The organism is Zwartia vadi (assembly GCF_030410375.1).
Classification (GTDB): domain Bacteria; phylum Pseudomonadota; class Gammaproteobacteria; order Burkholderiales; family Burkholderiaceae_B; genus Zwartia; species Zwartia vadi.
This window is the reverse complement of the sequence record NZ_JAUHHE010000050.1, coordinates 1-622: the sequence shown is the minus strand read 5'-3', so window position 1 is coordinate 622 and position 622 is coordinate 1. Positions and strand designations below refer to the sequence as shown.

1 protein-coding gene is annotated in these 622 nt (G+C 37.5%); it reads left to right on the top strand.

Annotated elements, in window-relative coordinates:
* Positions 1-120: 120 nt before the first annotated feature.
* A partial coding sequence (locus tag QWY27_RS15270; RefSeq protein ID WP_290199289.1) for a hypothetical protein occupies positions 121-622 on the top strand: 502 nt, incomplete at its 3' end.

Below are 622 nucleotides of genomic sequence, written 5' to 3'. Positions count from 1 at the left end.
CATGCGTTTAAATCTGTATTCTTGAAGTATTCCTGATGGTAAACAAGAAAGATGACTTTGATCATTGTTAACAATTGAACTAGGAATACAACCCTTGAATCCTTATTTGGATTGAACCAAATGACTCTTAAACCTAAGAAATTCGTACTTGCAAAATACTTGAATAATATTGATGTAAAAGGTTTGAGTAATGAACATCTTTACATTTTGCGTCATTCAAACACGTTTGAAAATGTATCGGAGTATTTGAGTCGAAAATCAAGTGATAAACGTATCAAAAAGATTGTTGATCACCTTGAGCGTATTCAAGCAGGCCATCAAGGTCTTCTAAACACAGATCACGACTCACTCGAATGGAATTGTTACAAAGTGCTGTGTAAGTACGAGGAAATAAGAAGAGGACTTGAGATTAAGAAAAGATATACAGCGTCAAGGCTCAGGAAGTCAGGAGAAACAACACCTTGGAAGGTTGTGCTTGAAAAAACTGTTTCAAAGCCTTTGAAAGACGAAACTCTGGGTTTTAAAGTGCTTCGTGAAGGTGGTCGCTTGGATGCTTCATTTGAGTTCTATATCCTCGAGAACCCGACGTTGTTCTCAGACAAGTCGGTTGCGTCCTCATACA